The sequence below is a fragment of the Devosia sp. T2-14 genome (assembly GCF_055397495.1).
Map to the genome: position 1 here is coordinate 2,613,154 of NZ_AP027921.1, position 22,096 is coordinate 2,635,249.

A 22,096-nucleotide genomic window follows, 5' to 3' on the forward strand; every position below is an offset into this window, starting at 1 on the left:
TAGTCGCCGCAACAAGTAACCTTTTGCGATGAGTGGGTCATGGTTGAGCGTGTTGAGGGTGCAGTCGACGCCGGTCAGGTCAAGAACGCAGCAGGCGAGGCCCCCGTGCTCGTCGCCCAGGCCGCGACCCAACCAGCGGTAGAACCACAGCCGGCGGTAGCCGAGGGCGCCCAGCGCCTCGTGCTGGAGGTTGACCAGGGCAACGTCGTCCGCCTGCCGGCCGGCGCCAGTATCGACCAGCCGCGCGTCAATGGCGCTGACCTTGAATTCGTTCAGCCCGATGGTTCTGTCATCGTGGTGCCAAACGGCGCCGTCGAGGGACTAACCGTCATGATCGGCGCGGTGGAAATCCCGCCGCAGACCGTGGCCGCCTTGTTTGCCGCCAATGACATCCAGACCGCGGCCGGCCCATCTGCCGGCGGCGACGTGCCCGGCTCGGGCGGCAATTTCGAAGTGCCCGTGGGCAATATCGGCGATGCGCTCGCCATTGGCGACCTGCTGCCGCCCACCGAGCTGCTGTTCGACAGCACGACGATGGAAGAATACTACCCGTCCGAGCTCGACGACGATCCCGTCCTGATGTCCATTTCCTATGGTACGCGTGGACTGCTTGGCGCGCTCGATGAGGACGCTTTGCCGGGCGCGGTGGTGGATACCGGCCGTACTGGAGAAGCCGCCGGCATTGGCGCAGCCGTTCAGATCGCCACCATTGTGGTCGATTTCGGCAATGACGCGCCGGCCAATCTGGCGGGCGGCTTTGCCTTGGTCAATCCGGATGCCCTCGACGGACAGCTGAAGGACCTCAACGGCAATCCCATTGATTTCGCGCTCGAAGGCGGCGCGCTTGTCGGGCGCGACGGGCTGGGCCAGCCCGTCCTGCGCATCGAACTGGTTTCCGCCAGCGACGACGGCACCGGCGTCGTGACCTACACGATCCGGGCGACCTTGCTCGGGCCGATCCAGCATGCCGCCCAGGGCGAAGATCTTGCCGCCCTGCAGAACATCGAATTTGTCGTCACCGACGGAACGGGCGACCAGGTCCGCGGTACCCTCGGCTACGAAATCCTCGACGACATTCCGGACCTGAGCCCGCTGCAGGTGAGCGGGTCGGTTGAAGTCGACGAAACCGGCACCAGCTTTGGCGTTGGCTCCGTGACCGCGACGAGCGCCGCGTCCATCGTATCGACCGTCGTTGCCTTTGGCGCGGATGGCGCTGCCGCAGCGAATGCCGTCACCTATCAGCTGTCGCTGACCGGCGGCAGTGCTACGGGCCTCACCACCACTATCGGCGGCCACGCGATCACGCTGGTGTCGACGAGCGCCACCACCATGGAAGGCCAGTATGGCGCCAACCAGGTCGCGTTCAAGATCGAGATTCTGGCCGATGGCCGCCTCAAGGTCACCCAGAACGTTGCGCTGGACCACGCGGTCGACGGCTCCTCTGCCGCTGCCCATGACGACGCGCTGACCCTCAATGGTCTGGTGACCGTCACAGTCACGGCCACCGATGGCGATGGCGACACCGCATCGCGCACCGCCGAAGTGGGCGGAGCGATCACGTTTAGGGATGATGGTCCGTCGGTTAGCGCGGTCACCGTGACCGACGCCGTCACCCTGGATGAAACCGGGACCAACTTTGGCATTGGCAGCGTCACCGCGACGAGCGCGACGGCGATCGTTTCGGCGGTTGTCACTTATGGCGCCGATGGCGCGGCAGTCGCCAACGCGCTGACCTATCAGCTGTCGCTGACCGGCGGCAGCGCTACCGGCCTCACCACTACCATCGGCGGCCACGCGATCACGCTGGTGTCGACGAGCGCCACCACCATGGAAGGCCAGTATGGCGCCAACCAGGTCGCGTTCAAGATCGAGATTCTGGCCGATGGCCGCCTCAAGGTCACCCAGAACGTTGCGCTGGACCACGCCGTAGACGGCTCCTCTGCTGCTGCCCATGACGACGCGCTGACCCTCAATGGCCTGGTGACCGTCACAGTCACGGCCACCGATGGCGACGGCGACACCGCCTCGCGCGCCGCCGAAGTGGGCGGAGCGATCACGTTCAGGGATGATGGTCCATCGGTTGGCGCGGTCACTGTGACCGACGCCGTCACCCTGGATGAAACCGGCACCAACTTTGGCATCGGCACTGTCACCGCCACGAGCGCGACCGCGATCGTTTCGGCGGTTGTCACCTATGGTGCCGATGGCGCCGCAGTCGCCAACGCGCTGACCTATCAGCTGTCGCTGACCGGCGGCAGTGCCACTGGCCTCACCACCACTATCGGTGGCCACGCGATCACGCTGGTGTCGACGAGCGCCACTACCATGGAAGGCCAGTACGGCGCCAATCAGGTCGCGTTCAAGATCGAGATTCTGGCCGATGGCCGCCTCAAGGTCACCCAGAACGTTGCGCTGGACCACGCCGTAGACGGCTCCTCTGCTGCTGCCCATGACGACGCGCTGACCCTCAATGGCCTGGTGACCGTCACAGTCACGGCCACCGATGGCGACGGCGACACCGCCTCGCGCGCCGCCGAAGTGGGCGGAGCGATCACGTTCAGGGATGATGGTCCATCGGTTGGCGCGGTCACTGTGACCGACGCCGTTACCCTGGATGAAACCGGCACCAACTTCGGCATCGGCACTGTCACCGCCACGAGCGCGACCGCGATCGTTTCGGCGGTTGTCACCTATGGTGCCGATGGCGCCGCAGTTGCCAACGCGCTGACCTATCAGCTGTCGCTGACCGCCGGCAGCGCTACGGGCCTCACCACCACTATCGGCGGCCACGCGATCACGCTGGTGTCGACCAGCGCCACGACGATGGAGGGCCAGTATGGCGCCAACCAGGTCGCCTTCAAGATCGAGATTCTGGCCGATGGCCGCCTCAAGGTCACCCAGAACGTTGCGCTGGACCACGCAGTCGACGGCTCCTCTGCTGCTGCCCATGACGACGCGCTTACCCTCAGTGGCCTGGTGACCGTCACAGTCACGGCCACCGATGGCGACGGCGACACCGCCTCGCGCACCGCCGAGGTGGGCGGAGTGATCACGTTCAAGGATGACGGTCCGTCGGTTGTTGCCGGCAATGCCGCAATCACCGTTGACGAAGATGACCTTCGCAACTTGCTGTCGGTCGGCACCAGCCCGGGAGACGGCACCGCCGATGGGTCCTCGACCACCGTGCTGGGCGCCGCACTTGCGTCGGGCAGCCTGTCCGCCTTGGTGAATTTCGGCGCGGATGGCCCCGCCGCCGGCGGCGGTTTCTCCTTTGCATCCAACGCCCTGACCACGCTGCAGAGCCTGCAGCTGCAGTCCAAGGGCGCCGCGCTGTCGTATTCGCTGGTCGGTGATACCATCGTCGGGTTCGTACCGGGCACGCTGCGGGTCGTGCTGTCCTTCACCCTGGAAGCCGACGGCGATTTCAGCTTCCGGCTGTTCGACCAGCTCGACCATGTGGATGACGGCACCAACACCGAGAATACCGAGTTGGTCTCCGGCGCGGGCTCGATTGCGTCCATTGATTTCGGCTCGATCATTAAGGCGACCGATGGTGACGGCGACAGCGTCCTGCTGACCGGCAAGGCGAATGTCACGATCACCGATGACATCCCGTCGCTGAGCCTGCGCGCCACCAATAGCGCCGTCACGCATGACGAAAGCGCCGGGAACCAGGCTGACGACACCAATTCAGCTACCGTCCGCGGCCTGTTCAGCGCATTCGAGGCCAGCGAGGCCATTACTGTGCGACTGGGCTATGCAGCCAATACTGCAGCGGAAATCGTCATTTCCGCCAATGCCGGGGCCGATGAGCCCCAGACGCTGGCCGTTGCCATTCAACTCGTCGGCCCTAACGGCACTCCGTCCGGCCTCTACGCGGCTGGCGGCACGGCAATTTACCTGTTCGAGGAAAACGGCCTGATCATCGGCCGGCTGGCCGCCGCTGATGGCAGCGCCGACCCGTCAGGCAATGTCGCCTTCGCCATTGCGACCTACTCGGATACGAACCTGCTGGGCGACTTCGGCCATCTCGCGATCGCGCAATACCTGCCGATCCAGCATGATCCGAACAACGGGCCAAACGACATTGCGAGCCTGGCCGGCAAGATCAATCTCAGCGTCTCGGTCACCGACTATGACGGCGATACCGTCACCCGCGTGATCGAAGTTGGCGCCAAGATCGAATTCCGCGACGACGCGCCGTCGGTCACGCCGTCGAACACCGTGGCCCTGCTTGATGATGACAGCCAGAATGGCGGGATTCCCGGCGGCCCCGGCGACAACATCGATGGCAAGACCGCCACTGGCACCATTGTGTTCAATGCCGGTGCCGACGGGCTCGACCGGATCGTCGTCGACAGCCTTTCCATCAATGGGCAGAACGGAGCGGTCAGCCCGCTCCAGGCCATCTATGTGGGCGCCAACGGCGTCGGCACGGCCTATGCCGTGACCACCGCGTGGGCGGCCGGCTCGAATGCTGGTGGCGCTGCGGTCGGGTACGAATTGGGCGGCACGCTGACCGGTACCATGAACGTGCCGGGCGTGGGCCCGGTTACCGTCTTTACCCTTGAGATCAAGTCAGACGGCACCTACACCCTGACCATGTCTGCCGCACTGGCCCATCCGGCGCAGGACGATCCTTCGACCGGCGGCGTCGAGACCTCGTTTGAGGACAACCTGCTGCTGCAGTTCGGCTTCAAGGTCTATGATCGCGATGGCGACTCCGACGCGGGCACGCTCAGCTTCAACGTGGACGACGACAGCCCGGTCATTGCCAGTGCGCCCCCGGCTGCGACCGAAATGGACGAACCGGTTGCGGCAACGACCGTTACCACGACGGCCACATTCGACTTCACCGGAACGACCGGGCAGATCCCCAATCTCGGTCCAAATCTCTCGGTCAATGCCGGGTCGGTGATCGCCAATCATGTCGCCGAATCCGCCTTGCAGGGCCCGCCGCAGAACCCCGGCGCGACGCCGATCGTGTTCACGGCCGCCTCCGGCACGACCTTCACCATCGATAGCATGGCAATCGGGAAGTTCGGCGCTGGCGGCGCGCAGGTCACCCTGAACGGCTACGATGCCTCGGGTGCGCTGATCGCCACCTACATTTTCAACGCGGCCGACGTCGCCTATGCAGCGCAGACTCCTTCGACGGTGTTCACCGCGGCAGGCACCAGCTTCGCCGGTCTCGGCCTGTCGCGGCTTGAGCTCGTCCCATCAAACACCCTGGCCGGGCGCATCATCCTCGACAATATGGGCATCTCCCAAACGGTCGACGTGCCAGCTGCACCGCAGACCGGGCAGATCGACCTGTCGGCGCTGGCACAATTCGGCGCCGACGGCGCGCATGCCAGCGGCGGCTTCCAGATCAAGGCCTTTGCTGCGACCGATTTCGGCACGCTGCATTCCGGCGGCGAGCAGGTTCAGGTCCGCTCTGACGGCACGACCGTCACCGGCTTCACCGCCAGCAACGCCAAGGTATTCGAGCTGACCATCGTCGGCGGCAAGGCCGTCCTGACCATGTACAGCGACATTGATCACGGCGCGGCGAGCCACCTCGCGCTCGATTTCGGCAAGTTCATCACCGTCGTTGACGGTGACGGCGACGGCGTCACCTTCGGAAACGGCTATGTCGTCTTCTCGGTCAAGCAGACCAACCTGATCCCGACCGCCGGCACGACCAGCGCCATGGTCGATGATGATGGCCTCGCGGGTGCAAACCCTGCCGCATCGGCCGGCGACATCGTGGTGCCGCCCCAATCGGACAATAATGAAGCAACCTTCGAGGGCACGCTGCCGGGCGCCGGGGGCAACGTTGCCCTTGTCTTCAGCATGGCCAACATGGACGGCCTGCCGGGCACGATCGGGCAGGAGACGGTTACCTATCAGTGGGACAATGCAACCAGCACGCTGACCGCCGTGGTCACCGGTGGTGACCGTGATGGATTGAACCTCTTCGAAATCGTCGTCGATCAGTCGACCGGCGACTATACCGTGACCTTGCTGGCACCCGTGCGTCATCCGCTGGGCGACAACACCGAAGCCAGTGTTTCCGAGGTGATCCACTATACGGTGGGCGACACCGATGCGGATACGTCCGCGGCTGATACCGCCACCGGCACGCTCAATCTCGAGTTCAACGACGACGTCCCGACCGCCCGCGCTGACGTGGATTCGGTGGGCGCGCCCGTCGTCATGACCTTTGACAACATCCCCCCTCTGGCGGATGGCGGCGAGCAGCGCCTGCCCAGCCTCGATGGCTTTGTGTTCGGCCAGATGGGCGTCCACAATCCAGCAGGCACGGCGCCCTACGCGACCTATGCCCCGCGGTCGGGTGACAATCTGGCCTTCTTCGGCGAGGCGACCGGCATCGAAGTCCCTGGCTATGAAGGCACGGCTGGCGACCCGATGACCATCGCCCGCGCCGACGGCGGACTGTTCCGCCCGCTGCAGGTCTGGATGTCCTCGCAGAATGCCTCGCCGGTCACCGTGACCATCGTCGCCTATGACGCCAGCAACGCCATCATTGGCACGCTGACCGTATCGGTTCAGCCCGGCGCTACCGGTGGCCCCACCCTGGTTGATCTCTCCAGCCTGGGTAACGTCCACCACCTGTCCCTCGACGCGCCGGCCTATTTCGGCCTCGACGATTTCAGCTATTACCTGCCCGTCGCCACCGGCAACGTGCTGACCGGCATTGACGTCGCCGGCGGCGACGCCAATGCGACCGATGGCGTGGCCGATGCCCTGGGTGCAGACGGCGCTGTGGTCAGCAATATCGTCGCCACGACGGCCGGGGGCGCTTCCGCAGCCGTGTCCAACAATACCGTCATCAACGGTGCCTATGGCGTCCTGACGATCTCGGCCGACGGTTCCTACAATTATGTCCGCAACGCCAACAGCAAGGGCGGCGTCGACGATGTCTTCACCTACACCATCAAGGATGGTGACGGCGACACGTCCTCCACCACGCTGACCATCAGCATTGCTGACAGCGGGGTGACCATCAACCTGCCGATGGCGGGTGGGGCGGGGACCAGCGTCAACGAAGCGGGTCTGCCGGCGCGTCCGGGCGAGAGCGAAGGCTCGGCGGCCGCGGGCAACAGCGAGACCACATCGGGCAGCTTCAGCTATGTGGCGGTCGACGGCCCGGCGGTCGTGACCATCGGCGGCGTGGCGGTGACGGGGGTCAACCAGATCTTCCCCGGCGCGCATGGCACGCTGACCATCACCAGCATCGCCAATGGCACGATCGGCTACAGCTATACCCTGACCGACAACACCTCGGGTGACGCGACCAGCGAGAGCTTCGCCATCGTGGTGACCGACGCCGATGGCGACCCAGCCTCGGGCAACCTGGTGATCAGCATCGTCGACGACGTGCCGACGGCGGTCGCTGACGTCAATGCGCTGAGCGAAGATGCACTCAGCACAAGTGGCAATGTGCTCACCAACGATATCTCGGGCGCCGATAGTGGCAAGGCCGTGACCTCCATCGGCACGTTCAATGGCAGTTACGGTATTCTGGTGCTCGGTACCGACGGCACCTATTCCTATACCCTCAAGACCGACGCGGCGTCACAAGCCATCATCCAGGGCCTGTCGGAGGGCGAAACTCTCACAGATTCATTCCCTTACGTCATGACGGATGGCGATGGCGACGTCTCGACGACGACGCTGACCATCACCATCAATGGTGCCAATGACGGGGTGACGATCACCGGTCTGGATACAGCTGGCGGTGAGATCCGGCTTGATGAAGACGATCTGGGCGTGCGCGGTTCGGAGCCTGCCGGTTCCGATACCACGCCCGAATCCCTGACCGGGACCGGTTCGTTCAGCTTCACCGCTGCCGACGGCTTCGGCTCGCTGACCATCAACGGCACGCCAGTGCCCGTGGCCGGTCCGTTCCCGCAGACCATCGTCAACGATACGACCGGCACACTGACGGTGACCGGGTTTACGTTGAACACCGCGACGGGTGCCGGCACGGTCAGCTACAGCTATACGCTCAAGGACAACGTCACTCACGCCAATGCCAATGGCGAAAACACCTTCTCCATCGTCTTCCCGGTGGTGGTGACGGATAGCGACGGGTCCTCGGCTAACGGCCAGCTGGACGTGGTCATCACCGACGACGTGCCGGTGGCCAATGCCGATACCAATAGCGTTACCGAAGACGGTGCCCTTGTTGCCAACGGCAATGTGCTGACAGGCGATGCCAATGGCTCGGAGGCCGACACCCAGGGCGCCGACGGCGCCACGGTGACGGCGGTATCCGGTTCGGCGGCGGGGACGGTGGGCGGCTCGACCGCCGGCGCCTATGGCACGCTGATCCTCAACGCCAACGGCTCCTACACCTATACGCTCGACAACGGGGCGGCGGCCGTGCAGGGGCTGTCTTCCAATGAAACGCTGACGGAAACCTTCAGCTACACCATCACGGATGGCGATGGCGACGTCTCGACGACGACGCTGACCATCACCATCAACGGCGCCAATGACGGGGTGACGATCACCGGTCTGGATACAGCTGGCGGTGAGATCCGGCTTGATGAAGACGATCTGGGCGTGCGCGGTTCGGAGCCTGCCGGTTCCGATACCACGCCCGAATCCCTGACCGGGACCGGTTCGTTCAGCTTCACCGCTGCCGACGGCTTCGGCTCGCTGACCATCAACGGCACGCCAGTGCCCGTGGCCGGTCCGTTCCCGCAGACCATCGTCAACGATACGACCGGCACACTGACGGTGACCGGGTTTACGTTGAACACCGCGACGGGTGCCGGCACGGTCAGCTACAGCTATACGCTCAAGGACAACGTCACTCACGCCAATGCCAATGGCGAAAACACCTTCTCCATCGTCTTCCCGGTGGTGGTGACGGATAGCGACGGGTCCTCGGCTAACGGCCAGCTGGACGTGGTCATCACCGACGACGTGCCGGTGGCCAATGCCGATACCAATAGCGTTACCGAAGACGGTGCCCTTGTTGCCAACGGCAATGTGCTGACAGGCGATGCCAATGGCTCGGAGGCCGACACCCAGGGCGCCGACGGCGCCACGGTGACGGCGGTATCCGGTTCGGCGGCGGGGACGGTGGGCGGCTCGACCGCCGGCGCCTATGGCACGCTGATCCTCAACGCCAACGGCTCCTACACCTATACGCTCGACAACGGGGCGGCGGCCGTGCAGGGGCTGTCTTCCAATGAAACGCTGACGGAAACCTTCAGCTACACCATCACGGATGGCGATGGCGACGTCTCGACGACGACGCTGACCATCACCATCAACGGCGCCAATGACGGGGTGACGATCACCGGTCTGGATACAGCTGGCGGTGAGATCCGGCTTGATGAAGACGATCTGGGCGTGCGCGGTTCGGAGCCTGCCGGTTCCGATACCACGCCCGAATCCCTGACCGGGACCGGTTCGTTCAGCTTCACCGCTGCCGACGGCTTCGGCTCGCTGACCATCAACGGCACGCCAGTGCCCGTGGCCGGTCCGTTCCCGCAGACCATCGTCAACGATACGACCGGCACACTGACGGTGACCGGGTTTACGTTGAACACCGCGACGGGTGCCGGCACGGTCAGCTACAGCTATACGCTCAAGGACAACGTCACTCACGCCAATGCCAATGGCGAAAACACCTTCTCCATCGTCTTCCCGGTGGTGGTGACGGATAGCGACGGGTCCTCGGCTAACGGCCAGCTGGACGTGGTCATCACCGACGACGTGCCGGTGGCCAATGCCGATACCAATAGCGTTACCGAAGACGGTGCCCTTGTTGCCAACGGCAATGTGCTGACAGGCGATGCCAATGGCTCGGAGGCCGACACCCAGGGCGCCGACGGCGCCACGGTGACGGCGGTATCCGGTTCGGCGGCGGGGACGGTGGGCGGCTCGACCGCCGGCGCCTATGGCACGCTGATCCTCAACGCCAACGGCTCCTACACCTATACGCTCGACAACGGGGCGGCGGCCGTGCAGGGGCTGTCTTCCAATGAAACGCTGACGGAAACCTTCAGCTACACCATCACGGATGGCGATGGCGACGTCTCGACGACGACGCTGACCATCACCATCAACGGCGCCAATGACGGGGTGACGATCACCGGTCTGGATACAGCTGGCGGTGAGATCCGGCTTGATGAAGACGATCTGGGCGTGCGCGGTTCGGAGCCTGCCGGTTCCGATACCACGCCCGAATCCCTGACCGGGACCGGTTCGTTCAGCTTCACCGCTGCCGACGGCTTCGGCTCGCTGACCATCAACGGCACGCCAGTGCCCGTGGCCGGTCCGTTCCCGCAGACCATCGTCAACGATACGACCGGCACACTGACGGTGACCGGGTTTACGTTGAACACCGCGACGGGTGCCGGCACGGTCAGCTACAGCTATACGCTCAAGGACAACGTCACTCACGCCAATGCCAATGGCGAAAACACCTTCTCCATCGTCTTCCCGGTGGTGGTGACGGATAGCGACGGGTCCTCGGCTAACGGCCAGCTGGACGTGGTCATCACCGACGACGTGCCGGTGGCCAATGCCGGACCGGTCCTGGAAGTGAGCGAAGCCGACGGCGTGACTGCGGGCACGAATCTGCTCGACAACGACGTCAAGGGAGCCGACGGGGCATCGGTGACGCATGTCTCCTTCGATGGCGGTACGACCTGGAGCCTGATCGGCTCTGGCCCCTTCACCGTCGCGGGCATCGGCAAGTTCACCTTTACCGCCAACGGCGCCTGGAGTCTCGATCCGGAGGTGAACGCCTCCGCCAGCGCCCAGTCGGGTAGTTTCCTCTACCGCATCACGGACAGCGATGGCGACTTTGCCGACGCGCCCCAGGGCTATGTGGTGACCAACGCGAACACGGCGCCGACCGCTACGCCGGTGACCATCCGCGTATCCGAAGAAGGGCTGCCCAATGGCAATCCCGATACGCTGGGCAGCCAGGACACCACCAACAATGCCAGCGCCAGCGGCAGCCTCGGCCTTGTCGATGCGGAAGGGGATGCGCTGACTAGCGTCTTCTCATCAGCACCGTTGGGTATCAAGTCTGGCGGTCTGGATCTGGTCTGGACTGGGGTCGGCACGGGTCAGCTCGTGGGCTCTGTCGGCGGCACGCCGATCATTACCCTCTCGGTGAACGCCGCTGGCGTGGTGACTGCGACGCTGTCAGGTCCGGTCGACCACCCGACGGGCGGCGGCGAGAACCAGCTGTCTTTCACCGTTGGGATGACCGTCTCTGACGCCCAGTATTCCACACCCACGACTGCGACTATCGTGGTGGAAGATGATGCGCCCGACGCGATCGTTGCGCGAGCCGGTTGGGCGATCAACGGAACCGATGCTGTTGTCCAGGGCGACCTCAACTTCTTCGAGAATATCGGCGCCGATGGCGGCACCATCGTGTTCTCCGGGACGAATGGCTCTAACCTGACCTCCCAGCTTGGCAACGTGATGTCCGGCGGCCAGCAGGTAAAGCTTTATGGCTTTGGCACCGACACACTGGTCGCCAAGACCGGGGCGAATGCGGATGGCACGGGCGGCAAGGTGATCTTTGACGTCAAGCTCGATCCGAGCGCGACAGTTGAGGCCAACGACCAGTATACCGTGAAGTTCTACGAGGCGCTGGACGATGGAAGCCAAGTAACCCTGAACCCCAACGCCCTGCAGGTTGCGGAGAACGGCAACGTTGCGTTCAACGTGATCAACGGTGCTGGCGATCGGGACGTGCTGATATCAGCTGCGGTTCGGACCGGAGCCAACGCGATCACGGCTGGCTCGGTCAATACGAGTTCGAATGGTATTGGCGTTAACAACAATCAGTACCAGGACAACGAAATCACCCGGTTTGATTTTGTGAACGCCGCGACGGGGGGAGGCACCTACAACTACGGCGGGCATTACAATGTGAATGCCTTCTCCTTCGTCACCAATGACGCTCCAGCGGGCACAGAAATCTGGGTGCGCATCTACAATTCTACCGCAACAGATGTGGCGGGCGATACCGCCGCGCACCAGACTGCTCTCACCGGCACTCGATCTGTGGCAACCATCACGTCGATCGTTGTCAATGGCGTCACCGTCAACCTTGCCGGGCTGCGAAGCGATGGCAATGGTGGCTATCTGGTGACGGGCCTGACCGCTGCAAGCGTGGTTCAGGTGATCGCGAACGGCGGGTTCAACCAGATCGAAGTGGAAAATCCGTCGAACGCCTTCAATCCCTTTGGCGGCGGTCTCAGCCTCGACGGCGAATCCATGCGCCTGTCGGTCGGCGGATACAGCATCCTGGGTGGCGGGGCAGGGCAGGAGTTGAATTTCAACTTCAACTTGCTGGCGACCGACCGGGACGGGGATACGGCGACGGGCACGCTGCCATTCACGACGTGGCCTCCGGGAACGGCTGACTACACCGGGTCTTCGACTGCGATCAACGTGTTGCTGAATGCCGGCAATGCCAACGTGGTCGGTAGCCAGTATGGCGACGTTATCACGTCGTTCACCAACGAAGACAACAAGGTCTCCAGCGGTGACGGCGCCGACAATATCTCTGTCGGTGGCGGTAATGATATCGTCTACGCCGGAGCTGGAAACGACACGGTGTATGGCGGGACTGGTAACGACCTGCTGTTCGGCGAATCCGGAAACGATGTGCTGTATGGCGATGACGGCAACGACCAGCTGCACGGCGGGTCGGGCAACGATCAGCTATTCGGCGGGGCGGGCAATGACATCCTGACCGGCGGCGACGGCGATGACATTCTGCTTGGCGGCCTTGGCAATGACACCCTTACCGGTGGCAGCGGCAACGACATATTCAGGTTCGCCGAAATGGGGGCCAGCAACGTCGATACCATTACCGACTTCGTGATCGGCGATACCATCGATCTCAGCCAGTTGCTGCCGGGTGCCACGGGCAACCAGGCCGACGTGCAGTTCAAATATGCCGATGGCTCGACCAAGGCCATCGGTGCGGCTGGCGGCGGTGTCGAGGGTGACGTGACCATTCAGGTTCACGATGCGACCGGCTGGCACGACGTTGCGGTGATCAAGGACACCGGCAGCAACCTTACCTCGGCGGCCGAGAGTATCAACCTGATCCTCGACGACAACCAGACGGTCAAGATCTTCGATATCTGATCGCTTCCGTCGACCCATCCAAACCAAAATGGCACGCTCCTGGCGTGCCATTCTTTTTTGAAACCGGTCCAGTTCTGTGGATGCAGGCCCGTCGGCCAGGCGATGGCCAGCCTAGGTGCGTGGGAGGCCTAAGCCTTCAGGACAATCACCTTCGTATTAACCGGCGTCCGATCGTAGAGGTGGAGCATGTCCTGCGTGAGAAGGCCGACGCAGCCGCTGGAAACGCCGCGTCCGATCGTCTCCGGCATGATGGTGCTGTAGATCGTATAAAGCGTGTAGCGGCCGTCCTGATAGAGATAGAGCGTGCGCGCGCCCAATGGGTTGTTGAGCCCGGGCGCCATGCCGTTGGCATAGGGCGCGGCTTCGGGCTGGCGCAAGATCATCTCCCGCGGCGGCGTCCAGATCGGCCATTCTGCCTTGCGGCCGATATAGGCGTTGCCGCTCCACAGAAAGCCCGCCCGCCCGACATTGGCACCGTAGCGAGTCGCCTCGCCGTCGCCCTCGACGCGGTACACATAGTAGCGGCCGGGATCGATGATGATCGTGCCGACGGCCTCATTGGAGGCGTAGCGCACGCGTTGCCGAAGATATTTCGGATTGACCTTGCTGATATCGGCCCTGGGAACGGGGAAGCGTTCGTTGGGGAGGGGGCCGTAAATGCGCTCTGCCTCGGCCTGGCTGATGCCGCCGCCTGCTGTCGTGCACCCTGCAAGCCCTAGGGCGCCGAGAGCGGCCGTGCCCGCAAGGAAGGTCCGGCGATTGAGGCGTCCAGTTTGGGCCTCATCAACGTCGCTGGTGGCACCATCTACGATCATGAACTGGCTCCCATGGGCGAGATCAACTCGATGTCCTGCCCGTGGAGATTGGTCCCACATGGATCAATTGGCAAGCGGTCAGTGCGAGGCGGCCGGGCCGTTACGACCAGACGTCGAAATCCTCTCCGGCAAAGCCCTTTTCCCAAGCTTCGTCCCAGTTCGCCTCATCGGCATTCTTTTTGCCGCGATGTGGATTGGTGTTCTTGTCCTTTTCGGTGGCGCCCGCCGTCCATCCGGCCAGGCGGACCTTTTCGATATGGCGTTTGTCTTCAGCCATGTGTGTCTCCATCCTTGCTCATGTAATTCTCTGCCCTATTTGTGGCGCCAGTTAGCGGAGGCGCCTCGTGTATGAGCTGGTCGACACGGCGAGGATGATGATGCCACCGACCAGAATCTGGCGGACATAGCTGTCCACGCTGAGCTGGGTCAGGCCATTGTCGAGCACGCCCAGAACCAGCACGCCGACAATGGTGTAAAGCAGGCGCGGTTCGCCATGCTCGCTGAGCGTCGAGCCGAGGAACACCGCCGCGATGGCGTTGAGCATGAGCCCGCTGCCCTGGGTCGGGTTGGCCGACGCAACGCGGCTCGCGTACATGATGCCGGCAAGCGCGGCGCTGCCGCCGGTCAGCGCAAAGGCGATCAGCTTGAGCTTGCGCACGGCCACGCCGCTGAGATGGGCCGCCTCGATATTGCCGCCGATCGCATATAGACGCCGACCGAACGACGTTTGTTCCAGCAGAACCCAGACAAGCGCGACCACGACCAGAGCCAGGACCGTCAGGTTAGGCACGCTGACAGCGACCCCGCCCCAGTCTCCCAGCGCGATGCCGCCCCGCGCGAAATTGCCAAAATCCTCGGGAATGGCGCGCCCCGAAATGGTCTTGCCGCCACTGACCACAAAGGCCGCGCCGGACAGCATGGTGAGCGTAGCCAGCGTTGCCACGAAAGGCAGGATGCCGACGAAGCTGATGAGCAGCCCATTGATGGCCCCGCCTGCCAGACCGACCAGCAAGGCCACCGAAACTGCCGCCCAGATGGGATAGTCGAACGTGAACAGCACGGCGGCGACGATCCCGGCCAAACTCGCCATGGAGCCGACGCTCAAGTCGAAATCACCCATCACCATGACAATGGTCATGCCCGAGGCAACGACGATCAGCATCGACATCTGCTGGGAGATGTTGAGCCAGTTTCGAGCGGTCATGAACGTGTCGGGCAGGCTGATCCAGAAGAACAGCAGGATTGCCGCAAAGCCGATGAGAGTGCCGTAGCGACGCAGAATGGTGAGCATGCAATTATCCTGTGGCGCGGCCGTAGCAGAGGTTGAGGAGGCGTTCTTCGTCGAGACCGGCGGCGTCGACGATTTCGGCAATAGCGCCGTGGCGCATCACGGCGATCCGGTCGGCCATGCCGATCAGCTCGGGCAGGTCGGACGAGACGAGGATGACGCCGAGCCCCTGCGCCGCCATGGCGCGAACGATGGAATAAATATCGAACTTGGCGCCCACATCGACGCCGCGGGTCGGCTCGTCGAGCAGCAGCAGGCGCGGATTGCCGGCGAGCGCCTTGGCAAAGACCACCTTTTGCTGGTTGCCGCCGCTGAGCTCGCGAACCCGCTGGCCAGGCCCGGAGGACTTCAAGCGAACCCTTTCGCCCTGTTCTGCGGCAAAGCGCTTTTCCCGCGCTGGCGTCAGCCAGACGCCCCAGCGGCTCTGGGCCGCGAGATGGGGCAGGGTGGTATTCTCGAAAATAGGGCGGGAGGTGATGAGCCCCTCGGAGCGCCGTTCACGCGGAATGTAGCCAATCCCGGCGCGCCAGGCATCGGCCGGGCTGCGCGGCCGGAACGTCTGGCCCGCAAGGATCATCGTGCCGCCAGCGCTGGGCAGGTCGCCAAACAGTGTGCGCAGCAATTGCCGCTGACCGGCATTGGCCAGCCCGGCAATGCCTAGCACCTCGCCGGCCCGCACCTCGAACGACATCGTGCCGCCGCCCCGCGTAGCTAGGTCTTCCACCGACAGCACGGTCTCGGCGCGCGGCGCGGCGAGCACGGGTGGATAGGCTTCCTCGACCTTGCGCCCGATCATCAGGTTGACGAGGTCGTCATGGGTGATGTCGGCAATCTTGCCGGTATCAATGCTGCGCCCATCGCGCATCACCGTGGCCATGTCGCAAATGTCCATGACCTCATCGAGCCGGTGCGATACGTAGAGCACCGAAGCGCCATCGGCGCGCAGTTCGCGCAGCACGGCAAAGAGGCGTTCGGATTCGCTGCGGTTGAGCGCGGCCGTCGGCTCGTCGAGCACGTAGAGCCGGGCGGGCCTGCCATCGTCGCTGATGAAGGCGCTGGAAATGCGAACCAGCATCTGGTCGCCCAGCGACAGCGAGCCCAGCGATTGGGCAGGGTCGATGTGATCGATCCCCAGCTTGAGCAGGGTCTGCCGTGCGGCCAGGTTAAGCTCGCGCCAATCGATGAACAGCCCCCCCCGGCGCGGATAGTGCCGCCCCATGAAGATGTTCTCGGCGACTGAAAGCGCCGGGACCACGTTGAATTCCTGATGAATGAAGCGGAAGCCTAACCGATGTGCCTGCGCTGGGCTGGCGATCTGGATGGGGGTGCCATCGAGCGTGATGCTGGCCTGATCGGGCGCGACGACCCCGGCCAGGATCTTGATCAGCGTCGACTTGCCCGCGCCATTCTCGCCCATCAGCGCGTGGATTTCTCCTGGCGCAATGTCGAGATCGACGCCTTTGAGGGCAGGGACCCCGCCATAGGCCTTGGTCACGTCTTTGAGGGAAAGCAGGGTCATCAAGAAATCCATGCCGGCGGGCGAACCCGCCGGCTGTGGTCGGTCAGGTCTATTCGGCCATTGCGTTGGCTGCGGTCACCAGCTTGGTGGGCACATAGATCACGCTCTGCTTGATCTCCTCACCAGCCAGGAGGCGGGTGACGACATCAGCCGCGGCCGTGCCGATGCCCTTGAAGTCCTGGGCGACGCTGGCTTCGAAACTGCCACCGGTGGCGATGACTTCGCGCGCCTGCGGATTGGCGTCGATGCCGGTGATGACGATGCCTTCGCCTTCACGCCCGGCGGCCTCGATGGCTTGCAGGGCGCCCAGGGCCGGCTGGTCCCACGCAGCCCAGACCGCCTTGATGCTGCCCGGCTCGGGATTGGCGGCAAGGATCGCCTCCATCTTGGCGCGGGAATCGGCGATGCCGCCGTCAGAGACGTCAGGGGTGACGTGGTCGATCACCTTGATGTCGGGGTAATTGCCGAACACGGCATCGGCCACGACGCCACGAACCTGCACGGGCGGGAAGGCCTCGAACACGAACATCACCACATTGCCTTCGCCATTGATGCGGTCGGCAACATAGGTCGAGGTTTCGGCGGCCATCGCATAGCCGTTGGAGGTGATGTTGGTCACCAGCAGCGGATCACTGCCCGAGTCCATGCCAACCACCGGGATGCCGGCATCCTTGGCGGCCTGCAGGCCCGCCGCGATCTGGGTCGGGTCGACGTTGATGACGATCGCGTCGACATTCTGCGTCACCATATCCTCGATACGGCTGATGACGGCGGCGACGTCGCCAGCGGTGTCGACGACATTGACCGTCCAGTCCTTGCCTTCCGCTGCGGCCTGGAAGGCCTCGACGTAGAATTGGGTGCCGGGCTGGGAGAGATACGGCGTAATCACCGCGATCTTGGATTGGGCAGCGGCGCCCTGCGCGGTGAGGCCGGCGGCCACAAGGGCGGTGCCAGCGAGAAGCGCGCGAATGGTCTGATTCTGTCGTGTCATTTGGTCGTCCCCCTTCCAGGCCGCGGGCCCTAAAGCCTGCCACTGGTTTTCTTTTTCCGTTTGGCACCATATGGGAGAGGTTGAGACTCGGCCAGAGACTTTGGGAGCGCGGACTTGGCAAAAATCACCCTGATCGGGATCGATGTTGGGACCACGGCGACCAAAGCCGTTCTGGTCGATGAACACGGCGAAAAACTCGCTGGCTTCGTCCACCCGCATCCAACCAGCCGCCCCCAACCGGGCTATGCCGAGCAGGACCCCGCGGACTGGATGGCAGGCGTCCTGGGCGCGCTTTCTGGCTTTGCCGCGGAGCATGATCTTTCGGGCCTGCAGGCCATCGGCATCTGCAGCCAGGTCAATACCCATGTCTTTGTCGACGCCAATGGCGCGCCGCTGCTGCCCGCCATTGTCTGGCAGGACGGCCGCTCGGCGCCCGATGCCGCCATGCTGGAAACCCAGATCAGTCAAGCGCAGAAGACCGCCTGGTTCGGGGCGCCGATCCCGATTGATGCCAGCCACGCTCTGTCGCGCATGGCCCATATCCGCCGCACTGCGCCCGATCTCTATGCCAAAACCCGCCATGTCCTGCTGCCCAAGGATTATTGCGTGCTGCAATTGACCGGCGCGGTGATGAGCGATCCGATCTCGGCGGTCGGTCTCGTCGATGCCAAGGGCTATGTTGCGGACCTGCTGGCCGTGGTTCCGCGCGCCGCCGAGCTGCTGCCGCCGCTGGCAAGCTTCACCACTGTTGCGGGGCGCGTCCGCGCGGGCCTGCCTTGTGCTGGAACGCCTGTCGTCGTGGGGGCGATGGATGCCTGGGGAGGTATGTTCGGCGTGGGCGTCGTCGAAAACGGCGACGCCATGTATCAGAGCGGCACCAGCGAAGTGGCCGGCATTGTCTCGTCCACCATTGTCCCCACGCCAGGCGTTGTGCTGTTCCCTGCCTATGAGGGGATTGTCATGCACGCCGCGCCAACACAGACCGGCGGCGCCGCTCTGGGTTGGTTCGCGCACGTGCTGGGCCGCTCGCCAGCGGAAACCGCCGCGCTCGCCATGAATGCCAGCGGCAGCATTCCGTTATTCCTGCCCCACCTGCAGGGCGAACGGGCGCCGCTCTGGGATAGCGCCTCGCGCGGCACCTTTGCCCGTCTTGATCCAACTTCGGGCGCCGCCGAAATGGCCAGGGGGGTGCTGGAGGGGGTGGCCCTGTCGGTTCGCCTGGCCTTCGACGCCCTCAAACTGTCGACTGCCGTAGATCCGGAGATCATCAATATCGGCGGCGGCGGTGCCAATTCGGATTTGTGGTGCCAGATCCGGGCCGACGTGCTCGGAAAGCCTCTCCGCCGCTGCGTCGCGCGCGAATCCGCTGCACTGGGCGCGGCGATCCTCGCCGGACGATCCCACGACGCAACGGCGCCTCTCGCCGATGTCGTCCGCCGCCTCGTGCGTTACGATCGCACCTTCGAACCCGATAGCGGCAAGGCGGGCTATTATGCCGACCGCCTCGGCAAGTTCATGGACCTCTATCAGGGCCTGCGCCCGTTCAATGCCGGTTTTTGAGGCTAGCGGCTTGGGGTCTTAGGTCCGTCCGAATTCCTCGTAAGTCACTGCCAATAGCATCTTAATTCGTTCGCAGTGGCGCGCCCTCCGATCGTTCGCCGCCTCTTGCATGACGCCCGCACTGCTATATACTGAACTGCATGGTTCAGTTTCAGCATGCCCGTTTTGATACGTCCTTTGCCGCCCTTTCGGACGCCACCCGGCGTGGTGTGCTCCAGCAACTCGGGCGTGCCGATGCCTCGATCAGCGATCTGGCCGAGACGTTCAACATGACCCTGACGGGCATGAAAAAGCACATCAGCGTGCTCGAACAGGCGGGGCTGGTGACCACCAAGAAAATAGGTCGGGTGCGCACTTGCCGGCTCGGCCTCAGCCGTCTCGAGCAGGAAACCGAGTGGATTGAGCAGTATCGCCAGCTTTGGGATGCCCGGTTCGACCGGCTCGAAGGGATCGTCGAAGAACTCAAACTCAAGGAGAAGAGTGATGAACGATAGGCAAGATGGCGGATCGGCCGAGAGCCGCACCACGGTGAAACGCATATCCGACCGCGAGATCGCGTCGACCCGCACCTTCAATGCGCCGGCCCGGGTGGTCTTCGAGGCCTGGTCCAATGCCGAACTTTTCGCCCGCTGGTGGGTGCCCAAATCCATCGGCATCCCGCTGCGCTCCTGTGAAATGGACGTGCGCACCGGCGGCACCTACCGCCTCGAATTCGGCAAGGACGCCGAAAACACTTGGTCCTTCTTCGGCAAATATATCGAAGTGGTGCCACCCTCGCGGATCGTCTGGACCAACGAAGAAGAAGAGAACGGCGCCATCTCCACCGTCACCTTCGTCGAAGATAACGGCAAAACGCACCTGACCTTCTCCGAACTCTACCCCACCAAGCAAGCCCTCGACGCATCCCTGGGCGGCATGGAAGGCGCCCCCGAACAGTTCGACCAACTGGCCGAACTGCTACTGACGCTGGGCGGCGAGGAGTGACGTACCAGCGGCCCTCGCGGCGCACCGGGGTCTAAAAATGCGCGACCGCGACATCAGTGTCGCGGCCGCAACGTTGGTCCGGTGTGCCCGGGATTGTGTCTAGGCGCGGCGCACGTCGAGGAGCGGAATAGGCTGGCTCAGCATGTCAGTGTCCTCGGCCTTGGCATGCAGCGCCCGCGCAACGTCCATCCCTTCTACGATCCATCCAAAGGCGGCAAAGCCATGGCCGTCCGGCTGTCGCCTGCCGCCCTCGTCCATCTCCGGCTGGTCACCCAGGCAAATGGAAAAGCTCGACGAAGCGGTGCCCGGGGCGTACCGCGCCATGGACAACGTGCCGTCGCGATGGCGCAGGCCGGTCTTACTGGTGGGTTCATGCGCGATGGCGGGCAGGGGCGTGGGGTATGTCGTACCCTGCATGCGGTGTCCGAGCTGCACCACGTCGATCTTGGCCGGGAGGGTATCGGCTTGGTTGCGATCGGCCACGATGCGAAAGATGTTCGTGCCCTCAAACAGGCCCTGATCCACATAGGCCAGGAAATTGGCTGCAGTGATTGGGGCGCTGTTCACGTCGATGACGGCAGTCATGTCACCCAGGGGTGTGGAAATGACGACCTTGGGGAGGGGAGATGATGATGGCATGTTGTTCTACGCTTGGTTTTGAGTCTGGTGCGCGATCGACGGCAACCGCCCCCCATTTCGGTCGTCCGCCAGCTAGTTGCTTCTTAACGGCTGCCATTGATGGCGTCACTTGTTTTGACGGCAGGGTCAGCTAGACGGACCTGAAGTTGACGAATGATCGCCCCTGTCTGCCCTGACGCCAGCAGGCCAGGACCCAGCGGACCTGACCGATGCTCCCCGACCGGCGGAAGTTGCAGAAGCGCGGCTCGCACGTCTTCCGTCATACATTCCAGTTGCCACCTGATCTCGGCGTCGGCGGCTTCCACTTGATTTTGGGCAGCCAGGCTGGCCGTTTTTACGGCAAATGCAGCTGCTCCAAGCGCATGCGCCCCCATGTGACAAACCGCCGAAGCCTGGCCCGCCGCTCTCGCTGCGGCAACTGCCGCCAGCGTCTTTGCATCGCGAGCTGCGCTGCCGCCGCCAAACCGGCGGCGTATTTCCGATGCGGTGTTCAATTCTCCCCGTGCGAAGGCCCGCGTCCGCGCGATTGCGTTACGAGGGCGGTCATCGTCGGGGCTTTCGGCCTCGACGATCCATAAGACCCGCCCGGCACACGCGGCGGCCCATTCAGCCACCAAACGCCGATCGGATTCGCTTAGCGTCTGTGCAGACCTTTTCATGGTCGCTATCCGTTGGGCTAGGATTGAAGAAGTGTGCTTTCGACTGGTTATCGTGCTGGGCTGTCCAACCCAGATTGCCTGCCCCGAAGGGGCAATGACAACTTTGCCGCAGTCCATGTTGCACGGATTTACCGGGCTATAAGGAAAATTCCGAAAAACCAAGATATTGCCGTTGCCGCATGAAGCGTAACATGAGGGCAACTATCAAGAGTCGCCGTGAAATCTAAGCTGTTGATTTTGCGTTATGAAGATTGGCTGGGGAACCTGGATTCGAACCAAGATTGACGGAGTCAGAGTCCGCTGTTCTACCGTTGAACTATTCCCCAGCAAGGGCACCTGGCGTTCGCCGGGTGGGGCGGCGAAGCGGTGATAACCGTCCGGCGCGGGCACTGTCTAGACAATGCCGAAACGGATTGCAAGCGCCTCAATGAGATAATCCGATTATCTGTCATGCAGTGCACAAGTGAGCCCGCCATTGCGCTCATCTCCCCC

The 22,096-nt window shown here is 63.6% G+C and carries 11 protein-coding genes and 1 tRNA gene; 4 read left to right on the forward strand and 8 right to left on the reverse strand.

All coding sequences use genetic code 11. From position 1 onward, the window contains the following. Positions 1-39 precede the first annotated feature (39 nt). Positions 40-13,149, forward strand: coding sequence for a DUF5801 repeats-in-toxin domain-containing protein (locus ACZ5WT_RS12780; RefSeq protein ID WP_464284174.1), 13,110 nt, complete (start codon positions 40-42; stop codon positions 13,147-13,149). A gap of 128 nt (positions 13,150-13,277) precedes the next feature. Here the strand turns inward: ACZ5WT_RS12780 and ACZ5WT_RS12785 are convergent, their stop codons facing one another. The 5 genes from ACZ5WT_RS12785 to ACZ5WT_RS12805 form a co-directional block, all read right to left on the reverse strand. Further along, positions 13,278-13,964: a L,D-transpeptidase gene (locus ACZ5WT_RS12785; RefSeq protein WP_464284175.1), complete on the reverse strand. Its 687-nt coding sequence runs from the start codon at positions 13,962-13,964 to the stop codon at positions 13,278-13,280. Between the two features lie 100 nt (positions 13,965-14,064). Continuing rightward, on the reverse strand, positions 14,065-14,241 hold the full coding sequence (locus ACZ5WT_RS12790) for a hypothetical protein (protein WP_464284176.1): 177 nt from the start codon (positions 14,239-14,241) through the stop codon (positions 14,065-14,067). Between the two features lie 51 nt (positions 14,242-14,292). After that, positions 14,293-15,255 (reverse strand): ABC transporter permease, encoded by a 963-nt coding sequence (locus ACZ5WT_RS12795; protein ID WP_464284177.1) that lies wholly within the window; start codon positions 15,253-15,255, stop codon positions 14,293-14,295. Positions 15,256-15,259: 4 nt separating this feature from the next. Continuing rightward, positions 15,260-16,771, reverse strand: coding sequence for a sugar ABC transporter ATP-binding protein (locus ACZ5WT_RS12800; protein ID WP_464284178.1), 1,512 nt, complete (start codon positions 16,769-16,771; stop codon positions 15,260-15,262). A gap of 49 nt (positions 16,772-16,820) precedes the next feature. Further along, complete coding sequence (locus ACZ5WT_RS12805) at positions 16,821-17,762, reverse strand: substrate-binding domain-containing protein (RefSeq protein ID WP_464284179.1); 942 nt, start codon at positions 17,760-17,762, stop codon at positions 16,821-16,823. Positions 17,763-17,876: 114 nt separating this feature from the next. On the opposite strand from ACZ5WT_RS12805, the gene ACZ5WT_RS12810 reads away from it, so the two are divergent. The 3 genes from ACZ5WT_RS12810 to ACZ5WT_RS12820 all read left to right on the forward strand — a co-directional run bounded on the left by ACZ5WT_RS12810 (position 17,877) and on the right by ACZ5WT_RS12820 (position 20,306). Further along, positions 17,877-19,322 (forward strand): xylulokinase, encoded by a 1,446-nt coding sequence (locus ACZ5WT_RS12810; protein ID WP_464284180.1) that lies wholly within the window; start codon positions 17,877-17,879, stop codon positions 19,320-19,322. A gap of 140 nt (positions 19,323-19,462) precedes the next feature. Then, positions 19,463-19,816 (forward strand): ArsR/SmtB family transcription factor, encoded by a 354-nt coding sequence (locus ACZ5WT_RS12815; RefSeq protein ID WP_464284181.1) that lies wholly within the window; start codon positions 19,463-19,465, stop codon positions 19,814-19,816. Further along, positions 19,806-20,306, forward strand: coding sequence for an SRPBCC family protein (locus tag ACZ5WT_RS12820; RefSeq protein ID WP_464284182.1), 501 nt, complete (start codon positions 19,806-19,808; stop codon positions 20,304-20,306). Before ACZ5WT_RS12815 ends, ACZ5WT_RS12820 begins: the two co-directional genes overlap by 11 nt. Positions 20,307-20,405: 99 nt before the next feature. Here ACZ5WT_RS12820 and ACZ5WT_RS12825 read toward each other — a convergent pair whose 3' ends face one another. From ACZ5WT_RS12825 to ACZ5WT_RS12835, 3 genes are all read right to left on the reverse strand, one after another. Further along, positions 20,406-20,945 (reverse strand): peptidylprolyl isomerase, encoded by a 540-nt coding sequence (locus tag ACZ5WT_RS12825; RefSeq protein ID WP_464284183.1) that lies wholly within the window; start codon positions 20,943-20,945, stop codon positions 20,406-20,408. An 83-nt stretch (positions 20,946-21,028) separates the two neighbouring features. After that, the gene (locus tag ACZ5WT_RS12830) at positions 21,029-21,604 is read right to left on the reverse strand and encodes a putative immunity protein (protein ID WP_464284184.1); all 576 of its coding nucleotides are present in this window, start codon (positions 21,602-21,604) and stop codon (positions 21,029-21,031) included. A 252-nt stretch (positions 21,605-21,856) separates the two neighbouring features. After that, positions 21,857-21,930, reverse strand: a tRNA-Gln gene (locus ACZ5WT_RS12835). Positions 21,931-22,096: the final 166 nt, after the last annotated feature.